Below are 7,532 nucleotides of genomic sequence, written 5' to 3'. Positions count from 1 at the left end.
CGCGTCGTCGTCAACGTCTATCAGCGATACCGCGAACTGGACGCGCAGACACCGCAATTGGAGGTCATGGCCCTTCTCGTGATGCAGGCCGAATGGCTGGCCAAACGAACCTCGTGACCGTTCTTGTGACCGCGAAAGTGCAACTGCCAACGCATTTTCCGAGACGAGGTGCTGCCAGTTGCACTCTCGCGGTCAGGACTTGATCGCCCGCACAAAGCTGATCGTCGCGGCGGGGGCCTGGTGCTCGGCTTCCCCTAGTCCCGGTAGGCCCGCCGCCGAAAACAGCTCGGCGAGCCGGAATCTGGTGGTTTCCCATCCGTTGTCCTGCAAATGCGCGGCGACGTCGGTGTGCTCGCCGGGGTAGGTTAACGCAGTGATGTCCAGATCGAGTCCCCGCCGTCGCCAGCCCTCGGCCATGAGCCGCGATTGTTCTAGCATCTCCGGCGAAGTCCCGGCGACGCCCCCGAAATCGGCGGCGAACCGGCTGCCCTCGCCGGAGAGGGGAATGATGGCGTTCAGCAACCGCACTTCGCCCTCCGGCGGAAGGAATCCGATCAGTACTCCCTCGGCGAGCCACGCCGTCGGCTTGGCCGCGTCAAAACCCGACGCCTGCAGCGCCGCCGGCCAATCCTCGCGCAGATCGATACCCACGGTGCGCAGTTCGGCCCTCGGGGCCGCGCCGATCTCGGCGAGCGTCGCGGTCTTGAACGCGATCACCTCCGGCTGATCGATCTCGTACACCGTCGTCCCCGCGGGCCAGGGCAGCCGATAGGCCCGGGAATCCAGCCCCGACGCCACGATCACGACCTGGCGCAGGCCCGACTGACCGGCCGCGGCGAAGTAGTCATCGAAAAACCGGGCCCGCGCGGCGAAGGTGTCGACAAACCGCGAGAATCCGACGCCCTGCTCGATGTCGCCGGAATCGAGTTCGCCGGTCGCCAACTTGGTGAACAGCTCCAGGCCGACGGCGCGCACCAGCGGCTCGGCGAATTCGTCGGTGATGACCGGTTGCGGACGTCTTGTGGCGGCCGCCCGGGCGGCGGCCACCATGGTGGCGGTGGCGCCCACGCTGTTGGCCAGGTCCCAGGTGTCACCTTCGGTTCGTGCCATGGCTTCTCCTTCATGTGTGGCCAAACCACGGTATGCCCGATCGGTCGCCTACGGTCTCGGTATGCCTTCAGTCAAACTGGAAACTCTCGAGGACCACATCGCCTGCATCACCCTGAACCGGCCGGAGCGTCTCAACGCGATCGACGGATCGTTGATCGACGGCGTCGACGACGCCTTGGACGCACTCAGCGCAGGCGAGTTCAGGGTGGCGATCCTGACCGGCGCCGGGCGCGGGTTTTGCGCCGGGGCCGATTTGAGCGGCACCGGTGAGCCCTGGACGCGCAACAAGCCGACCACCCCGGCGTTCAAGGTCAATTACGACGCCCAGGTCCGGCTGGCCAACCTGTACACCCGGATCTACGAGCTGGACATCCCGGTGATCGCCGCGGTCAACGGTGTCGCCGTCGGGGGCGGCCTGGCGTTCTCGTTGGTGAGCGATATCCGGGTCGCCTCGGATCAGGCCCGGTTCGGTTCGGTATTCATCAAGGCCGGCTTCTCGTCGATGGACATGGGCACCAGCTACCTGCTGCCGAAAATCGTCGGTGCCGGGGTGGCACGCGAACTCATGCTCACGGGTCGCATCATCGACGCGGCCGAGGCCTATCGCATCAAGCTGGTGCACGAGGTGGTCGCGCCTGACGACCTGATGCCCGCCGCGCTCAAGCTGGCCCGCTCGATCGCCGAGAACAATGCTTATGGCGTGTGGCAGACCAAGATTGGACTCAACGCGGCGCTGGACGCCCCCAGCCTGCGCCATGCCATCGAGATCGAGAACCGCACGCAGATCCTCACCGGCTTCACCAACAATCCTGTCGAGGCCGCCATGGCGCATCGGGAAAAGCGTGCTCCGAGATGGGATCCGCTGTGACGAGATAGCGACGCGACCGCCGCTAGCCCGATGGCGGCGGCCCGCTGCGCCCGGCTTCGCCGCGCTTGCGACCGCCGCTAGAGCTTCGCGATCACGTTCTCCGCGAACATCTCCAAATTGCGGATCTTGTGCTCCAGCGGCTCGGTGTCATTTCCCTTGATGTAGGGGATGCGGAAGCCCACGATGACGTCGGTGACGCCCTTGTCCTCGAGCCGTTTGATGCCGTCGGCGGTGTAGGCATCGACCGAGATGACGTGGATCTCGAACGGCCCGGTCTTGCCTGCTTCTTCGCGGAACCGCTTGAGCTTGGCAAGCAGGTGATCGAGTTCCTCGGGGTCGCCGCCACCGTGCATCCAGCCGTCCAAGCGTGCCGCGCGTCGCAGCGCCGCGTCGGCGTGACCGCCGATCAGGATCGGGACGGGTTTGGTGGGAGCCGGCGTCATCTTGGTCTTGGGAATGTCGTAGAACTCGCCGTGGAATTCGAAGTAATCACCGGAGGTGAGGCCCTGGATGATTTCGATGCACTCGTCCATTCGCTTGCCCCGCTTGGCGAACGGGACTCCCAGCAATTCGTAGTCCTCCGGCCACGGGCTGGTACCGACGCCGAAGCCTACCCGGTTGTCGGTCATCGCGGCCAGCGACCCAATTTGCTTGGCCACCAAGGCTGGTGGGCGGATGGGCAGCTTGAGGACGAAGAAGTTGAAGCGCAGCTTCGAGGTGACCGCACCCAATGCCGATGTGAGCACAAAGGTTTCGATGAACTCTTTGCCGTCCAGGAACTCGCGGTTGCCGTCCGGGGTGTAGGGGTACTTCGAGTCGGATTCGAAGGGGTAGGCGATGCTGTCGGCGATCGTCATGGCGTCGTATCCGGCCGCCTCGGCCGCCTTGGCCAGCGGGACGTAGAACCTAAAGTCAGTCATCGCCTCTGCGTAGGTAAACCGCACGTCATCTGCCTTCCTGGTGGGGTCGTCACACGAGACTAGAACGTGTTCTAGTTTCAGCACAACCGGCAGATTGGTGTGGCTGGAACCGGTTGGAAGGCGCTAAAGCTGATTCTCGGGGCCGATGACCGCCCACACGGTCTTCCCGGACGACGTGGGCGTGCTCCCCCAGGCGCGTGACAAGGCGTCGACGATCGCCAGGCCGGACACGTCGATGCCCTTCGCCGGAGCCTGCAGTCGCGCGGCGGGCGTGTTACTTGCGTCGGACACCGCGATGGTCGCGGTCGTGCCCTGCGCCTGGATCCGCATCACCGGAACGCTGGCGGTGTGTTCGAGCACGTTTTCCACGAACACGTTGACGACCACCAGCGCGACGGGGATGAGCTTGGCCTGCGACCATGTGGTCAGCCACTCACGGACCAGCCGCCGCGATTCACGCAGGCTGGTCAGGTCGGCGGGCAGCCGGGCATCGGCGCGCCGCACGGCGCGACGGCTGTTCTGGCCGAGCGCCTTCATCGCTGCCTTCTCGCTGGAATACACCGGCATGAAGTGGGCGATACCGCTGCGGGTGATCGCTTCGCGGGCTGTCCGGTTGGTGCAGACGAACACGATCGGAACATGGGGCCCGCTGCCGATCTGCCAGTAGGCGCCCATGAAGGTCGACCATGCCGGTTCGGCGTTGAGCTTGAGCCCGGAAACGTTGACGATCACGGCGGAGGCCTCGTTCGACGTCGCCTTGATGAGGCGGTCGCGAAGTGCGGTGGAGTTGGCGGCCTCAAGCACACCGTCGACGGTCAGAACGGCTACCGAGTCATCCGTGCGCGTCGCAACGGCCAACGAACTGGCCGACTCAGCCACCGGGCTCATCCCAGCTCAATCGGGACGTCCGGATACATTTCCCGCTCCTTGTGTTCTGCCGGGCCGACTGCTTGAGTATCCGCCCTCAACGGCAAAAGTCTAGTTCGCAATGGACCGGACTCAACGCGCCGAGAAACAGCAGACTGCGATCGGGAGCCCTGCGGACTCACGCCGTAGGTCCGCAATGAACGAATCATGCGCCCCCCTCCGTGTCCGTCGAGACGTCGATCCGCGGACCGCCCCGAAAGCGCCATGGAGTTCATTGCTTAACACGCGCTTCCCCCGGATTACCACGCGGTGAGCGCGGCCAAACTTTTTGGTATGGCCAAAAATGGTGCATTTGCTGCGGAAATGTACCCACGTTCGCGGCGTTGCATCAGCGTGCGAAGCGATGCTCGTGCCACTTCACCCGTCGCTCAGCGCATAGGGCGGAGCGCCCACTCCGGCGACCGAGTGCGTGCCCCAGGGTGTCCGTTCGACGATGCGCGCCGACGCGCTGCGCTGACCCACCGTCAGCGTGGCGGTCCGCGCCTGGTTGAGGTCGTCACCCGACGGTGAACCAAACACCGTTCCCTGCCAGTGGTAGCGCCCGTCGATCGGGTTCAGATGACCAGTGAGCCGGACCCGCACGGGATGGCGGTGCCCGGCGATCTCCAGCGTGGCGGCACCGTCGTAGGTGTCAGCACGGGACGGCGAGGTTGCCGAAAGGTCGAAGGCGGACGTCACCGGTGGAGGTTCGGCCGCTTGCAGTTGGGCACGTTCATTGAAGACCTGCTGGCTGCTGGCACGCACCTCGATGCGGCCGCTTCCGGTGCGCTTCATGAGTTTGAGGCACTCGACGATGTAGCGGACTTGCGCGTCGGGATCGGGTCCGGTGATGAAGAAGTAGTTGGGAAATCCGTGCACCGCCACCCCGTAGAACGGCTCCATGCCGTCGTGCCAGGCCTGCCGGATGGGCAGCCCGCTCGCGCCGGTCAGCGTCTCGTCGGCGATGTGATCGGGGATCGAGAATCCGGTGCCGTAGATGATGGTGTCGACACGGTGGTGGACGCCGTCGCCGGTGCGCACGCCCGATGCGGTGACCGCCTCGATCGCCGACGAAGCGATCACCACCGAAGGTCGCGCCGGGGCCGGGCGGATGTGGTTGCGCAGCCAGCGTTGGGCGCGGGTTGACCACCGCGGCACCTCGGCGACAACTCGACGCGGTGCGCGGGCGAAAACGGTGACGGATGCTGCGGCGTGGGCCAGCCGGCCGAGGTGGTGGCCGGCCGTGGCGTCGGTGCCGATTACCGCGATGCGTTTGCCGGACGGGTCAAACCTCGGATCCCACTCCGCGGCGTGAAACGACTCGCCGCGAAACTGGTCGTGCCCGGCGATCCCCGGCAGCCACGGGACGGAGACGCCGCGGCCGGCGGCGACGACGACATCGGCCCGAACGATCACGCCACCCGCGGTGGTCAACAGCCAGGTGTCCGAGGCGTCGTCGAATCGTGAGTTGACGATTTCCTGGCCGGGTGCGTCGAGCAGGAGGACATCGGTGAAGCCGGCGCCCGACAAAGCGGCCCGGGCGTTCTGACCGCCGACCGCCGCGCCGACAATGACGATGTGGCACCGGGACTCGCCGCCGGCCCGCGGCGACGTCACAGAAATCTGCTGCGCTTCCAGCCGCGGCGCGCGAGGCGGCCCATCAGGCCTACCTCGGTCAAAAACGCCGCCAGTGGAGCGAAGCCGGCAACCTGGATGTCACGGCGGTGCGGGCTGGTGCGCGCGGCCTTTCGGGCCCGCTGCGGGTCGAGACCGGTTCGCGCATAAGGGATCGGATTGCTGAACAGATAGTTGAAGAAGTAGCCGCCCAGCCCGTTGATGTTGGCCATGAACCAGCGGTTGACCCGAGGCATTTCGGCGACGCGTTTGCGCGCACCGTCGCGCGCGAATTGGATGTGACGCGCCTCCTCGGTGACGTGAATACGCATGAGCCGCTGGATGATTGGCTGTAGTTCCGGGTCGTCCATCATCTGCCGCTGTAGCGAGTCGAAGATTTCCTCACCGATCAGGGCGGCAACCCACAGCATCGAGCCACGCTGAAACGCCAGCGGAAGCAGGTTGATGATCATCCGGTGAAACAGCCGGGGCCGCACCGGTTTTGCGCCGATGCGCTCGATGGCCTTGCCGAACATGACCATGTGACGGGTCTCGTCACCCAGTTCGGTCAGCTTGTAATGCGTCGACCTGCTGGTCGGGTCTTCGTGCAGGATCGTGCGCAGCAACGCTTGGTTGAGCATGTTCTCGAACCAGATCCCGGCCGAGAGCGTGTTGACCAATTCCTGGCGGGACAGCTCGATCTGCTGTTCGCGGCCCATCTCGTCCCACATCGGGGTGCCGTACAGCGACACCAGCCGCGGTGGCAGATAGAACTTGTCGGGGTCGAGCGGGGCATCCCAATCGATGTCGACGACCGGCTCATAAGACTTCTTGACCGAGCCCTTGAGCAACCGCTCAGAAAACTCCTCACGACTCGGCCCATTTGGCTTCACCGCAGTGGTCATCGCTCGCGTCCCTCCATTGGGCGTTTCATACGGTACCCATGGTACCGGGTACTTCTGGTCCCGACTAGGCCTTTGCGGTATCGATTCGGCAATGTGGGCTGAGCAGCGACGCGAGTCAGGAGAGTCCATTGGGTCGGCACATCCACGTCATCGGCATCGGCGCCGGGGATCCCGACTATGTGACCGTGCAGGCGATCGAGGCCCTCAACGACACGCAGGTGTTTTTCGCGATGGACAAGGGCGAGCGCAAAAGCGACCTGGTGGCGCTGCGACGCGAGATCTGCACCAGGTTCATCCGCGAGCCGGGCTACCGGTTCGTCGAGCTGCCCGACCCCCAGCGCGCAGCCGATGCGGAGTATCGGAATGCGGTTGCGGATTGGCATGCCGCACGCGCACGGATCTGGGCGAAGGCCATCTCGGCGGAGCTTGGTCCGCACGGCGTCGGAGCGTTTTTGGCCTGGGGCGATCCGTCGCTCTACGACAGCACCCTGCGCATCCTCGACGCCATCAAGGCAGAAGCCGCGCAGGTGGATTTCACGTTCGACGTGATCCCGGGCATCACCGCGGTGCAGGCGCTGACCGCCCGGCATCGCATCCCGCTCAACGAGGTTGGCGAACCCGTGCTCATCACCACCGGCCGGCAGTTGCGCGCGCACGGGTTGGCCGGGGCGGCGGTCGTGATGCTCGACGCGGACTGCTCGTTTCAGGTGTGCCCGCCCGACACCCGGATCTGGTGGGGCGCCTACCTGGGCACCGACGACGAACTGCTCATCGCCGGCACGGTCGGCGAGGTGGGCCCGCGCATCGTTTCGCTGCGAGCCGAAGCCCGCGCCCGACACGGCTGGATCATGGACACCTATTTGCTCAGACCGGCAGACTGAAACCGTGCCCGAACTGCCCGAGATCGAAGCGCTGGTCGACCATCTACGGCGCCATGCCGTGGGCCTGACGGTCGGTCGGGTCGATATCGCCGCTCTGTCCGTGCTGAAGACCTTCGATCCGCCGATCAGCGCGCTGCACGGCCAAACCGTGGTCGGTGCCGATCGCTGGGGCAAATACCTGGGATTGCGGACCGACAAGCTTTTCCTGATCGCTCATTTGTCGCGGGCGGGCTGGTTGCGGTGGTCCGACAAGCTGGCCGCGGCGCCGCTGCGGCCCGGCAAGGGCCCGATCGCGCTGCGGGTGCACCTGGGCACGCCCGGTGAGGCG

The 7,532-nt window shown here is 65.5% G+C and carries 9 protein-coding genes; 4 read left to right on the top strand and 5 right to left on the bottom strand.

Annotated features, from left to right (window positions below; all coding sequences use genetic code 11):
- Nucleotides 1-117 (top strand): hypothetical protein (locus Q0W90_RS21630; protein WP_297776507.1); only part of this gene is annotated, 117 nt, incomplete at its 5' end.
- Between the two features lie 75 nt (nt 118-192).
- Here the strand turns inward: Q0W90_RS21630 and Q0W90_RS21625 are convergent.
- A complete protein-coding gene (locus tag Q0W90_RS21625) occupies nt 193-1,110 on the bottom strand; it encodes a class I SAM-dependent methyltransferase (protein ID WP_297593013.1) in 918 nt (305 codons plus the stop codon).
- A 61-nt stretch (nt 1,111-1,171) separates the two neighbouring features.
- Here Q0W90_RS21625 and Q0W90_RS21620 point away from each other — a divergent pair, with 61 nt between their 5' ends.
- On the top strand, nt 1,172-1,978 hold the full coding sequence (locus Q0W90_RS21620; protein WP_297593015.1) for an enoyl-CoA hydratase/isomerase family protein: 807 nt from the start codon (nt 1,172-1,174) through the stop codon (nt 1,976-1,978).
- A gap of 77 nt (nt 1,979-2,055) precedes the next feature.
- On the opposite strand, the gene Q0W90_RS21615 is transcribed toward Q0W90_RS21620, so the two are convergent.
- From Q0W90_RS21615 to Q0W90_RS21600, 4 genes are all read right to left on the bottom strand, one after another.
- A complete protein-coding gene (locus Q0W90_RS21615; RefSeq protein ID WP_297593017.1) occupies nt 2,056-2,922 on the bottom strand; it encodes an LLM class flavin-dependent oxidoreductase in 867 nt (288 codons plus the stop codon).
- A gap of 99 nt (nt 2,923-3,021) precedes the next feature.
- Nucleotides 3,022-3,786 (bottom strand): STAS domain-containing protein, encoded by a 765-nt coding sequence (locus tag Q0W90_RS21610; protein ID WP_297593019.1) that lies wholly within the window; start codon nt 3,784-3,786, stop codon nt 3,022-3,024.
- Between the two features lie 396 nt (nt 3,787-4,182).
- Nucleotides 4,183-5,163, bottom strand: coding sequence for a DUF4873 domain-containing protein (locus Q0W90_RS21605; RefSeq protein WP_297776505.1), 981 nt, complete (start codon nt 5,161-5,163; stop codon nt 4,183-4,185).
- Between the two features lie 254 nt (nt 5,164-5,417).
- On the bottom strand, nt 5,418-6,323 hold the full coding sequence (locus Q0W90_RS21600) for a diiron oxygenase (protein WP_297776500.1): 906 nt from the start codon (nt 6,321-6,323) through the stop codon (nt 5,418-5,420).
- A gap of 128 nt (nt 6,324-6,451) precedes the next feature.
- Between Q0W90_RS21600 and cobF the strand changes: the two genes are divergently transcribed.
- Together cobF and Q0W90_RS21590 are read left to right on the top strand one after the other, a co-directional pair.
- Entirely contained in the window at nt 6,452-7,204 is a 753-nt protein-coding gene (cobF, locus tag Q0W90_RS21595; protein WP_297593023.1) for a precorrin-6A synthase (deacetylating), read from the top strand.
- A gap of 4 nt (nt 7,205-7,208) precedes the next feature.
- Nucleotides 7,209-7,532 (top strand): DNA-formamidopyrimidine glycosylase family protein (locus tag Q0W90_RS21590; RefSeq protein WP_297776497.1); only part of this gene is annotated, 324 nt, incomplete at its 3' end.

This window comes from Mycobacterium sp. (genome assembly GCF_025933915.1).
In the GTDB taxonomy this organism is placed as follows: Bacteria; Actinomycetota; Actinomycetes; order Mycobacteriales; family Mycobacteriaceae; genus Mycobacterium.
This window is presented reverse-complemented; position numbering and strand designations above follow the sequence as displayed.

Bases quoted from the DNA above. Each gene is read 5' to 3' on its own strand.
- Q0W90_RS21625 (WP_297593013.1), bottom strand. From the start codon at position 1,110: ATGGCACGAACCGAAGGTGACACCTGGGACCTGGCCAACAGCGTGGGC.
- Q0W90_RS21620 (WP_297593015.1), top strand. From the start codon at position 1,172: ATGCCTTCAGTCAAACTGGAAACTCTCGAGGACCACATCGCCTGCATC.
- Q0W90_RS21610 (WP_297593019.1), bottom strand. From the start codon at position 3,786: ATGAGCCCGGTGGCTGAGTCGGCCAGTTCGTTGGCCGTTGCGACGCGC.
- Q0W90_RS21600 (WP_297776500.1), bottom strand. From the start codon at position 6,323: ATGACCACTGCGGTGAAGCCAAATGGGCCGAGTCGTGAGGAGTTTTCT.